This window comes from Cereibacter changlensis JA139, assembly GCF_003034985.1.
Taxonomy (GTDB): Bacteria; Pseudomonadota; Alphaproteobacteria; order Rhodobacterales; family Rhodobacteraceae; genus Cereibacter; species Cereibacter changlensis.
On record NZ_PZKG01000302.1, the window covers coordinates 1 to 1,839 of the forward strand.

Here is a 1,839-nt window from a genome sequence, read left to right on the forward strand (position 1 = left end):
GGAGACCAGGATTTCAACACCAAGGAGGGCGTCGTCGTCATCGACGACCCGATCTCAAGCCTCGACGCGGCATCGATCTATCAGGCGTTCGCCTTCCTCAAGAATGCGGTCAAGGACGTCAAGCAGGTATTCATTCTCACCCACAATTTCGATTTCCTGAAACTTCTGCTCAATTGGGTCCAAAACTTCAAAAAGACCGATAAAGCCTATTTCATGGTCGTCTGCGCCGAGGCGGATGAATGCCGTAATGCCTCGCTTAAGCCGCTCGACGCGCTTCTGCTCGACCATCCGACCGAATATTGCTTCCTGTTCAAGCTGCTGCACGGCTTCAAGTCGGATGGGACGATCCTCGCCTCCTATCATATTCCCAACGTCGCCCGGAAAGTGCTCGAAACCTTCCTAGATTTCCACCGGCCCTACGAAGCCTCGCTACATTCCAAGCTCGAGGAGATCGACTTTGATCCGCACAAGAAAACTGCGATTTATAAGTTCGCGAATGATCTCTCCCACTCGACCGGCAAGGGCTTCGATCCGGCACTTGTCTCGGAAACGCAGAAAAACGTGACCTATCTGTTAGAGATGATTAAAGCCGTATCGCCGCTGCACTATAACGGCCTCGAAAAGCTCGCTGGCCCGCGATAGGCCTGCCGTCAGGCATGGCGGGATTGCGTGCGGGCTTGCCTAAATTGAAAGCACCTTCCCCTCTAGGCGAATAGCACGTTGGCTCTTTCGCACATAGCGGCACAAGGGCCGGACGTTTCACTGGTTAGTGAGAGACTGCGATCGCACGGAAGCGGCCATTTGCTTCTACACAGGCTCGAAACGGCAGCTTCCGCCACAACATCCGCATGATCCTCGTCCACCTCAGGGCCCTTCTGGTCCTGCTGATAGCTGCGGTCCTACAGCTCATCCGACCCGGGCAAAGCCGTCAGAGTGCCTGCCAGCCGCTTGATCGAGTTGTTCAGGCTGAACTATGGAGCTGAATGGCGTCGTTTATTTTGCCCCCGATCTGTGCTATGTTCGCGTTTGGTTTCTGCTCGCCGCCTTGATCACTGATCGGGGCGGCTCTTGTCGCATTTCTGTGTTTAGGAGGACGATCCCGATGACCGATCATTACCAAATGGGTGCGCCTCCGCTGCCCGGCGTTGTTCGCGACCATGGTGCGATGCCTAAGGAGGCCCCCCGCTCGCGTGTCATCCCTATTTTCGCGACAGCTGCAGCGGCGGTTGGCCTCGGCGTTCTCGGTACCATGGTTCCCATTTTTTGGCTCCCGAGCGTCATATGTGCAGCCCTGTGTTTTGGAATGATACTGCTCGCCAACGGCTGGGAGCATACTGCTGGTGAAACGAGATGCCATGACCCCGAATGGGCTTTCGACACATTGGACAACAGAATGCGCCACTACCGCACTTGGAATGATCGATAGCTGCTCTACGCGGGTTAAGGGCTGTCTCAGTCCTTCACCTGCCCTGTGAACACATGCCCGCCGATCCTTACCGGCAGCGTATCGCGGTTCGCGGTCTCGGTCTGCAACCAGCCGGGGATCATGTTGCGCTGGTAGCCCTGATCGACCAGCGCCTTCATGCCGGCCGGCGAGTAGTAGTGCGTCGCGCCATCGGTGAAGTCCGGCACATAGCCGCCCATCACGGCATCGACCACATAGGCCGCCCGGTCATAGGCTTCATCGCCCGGCTGGTATTGCGAGATCAGCCGATTGCCTGACCCGTCCCCGTTCCACGCCGAGAACTGCCGCGGCTGAAGGCTGACCCCTCCCACGGTATCGGGGAACCGCTCGTCGTCGGTGCGATTGCGGATCACCAGAGCCACGGCCGCCTGCCC

At 57.7% G+C, this 1,839-nt stretch carries 2 protein-coding genes; one reads left to right on the forward strand and one right to left on the reverse strand.

The genetic code is table 11. The annotated features are described in order from the left end of the window. On the forward strand, positions 1-642 hold a 642-nt coding region (locus C5F48_RS23455), incomplete at its 5' end, for an AAA family ATPase (RefSeq protein WP_146170745.1). Positions 643-1,452: 810 nt separating this feature from the next. Here C5F48_RS23455 and C5F48_RS23460 read toward each other — a convergent pair. Then, positions 1,453-1,839: cell wall hydrolase (locus C5F48_RS23460; RefSeq protein WP_146170746.1), on the reverse strand; the 387-nt coding region annotated here is incomplete at its 5' end.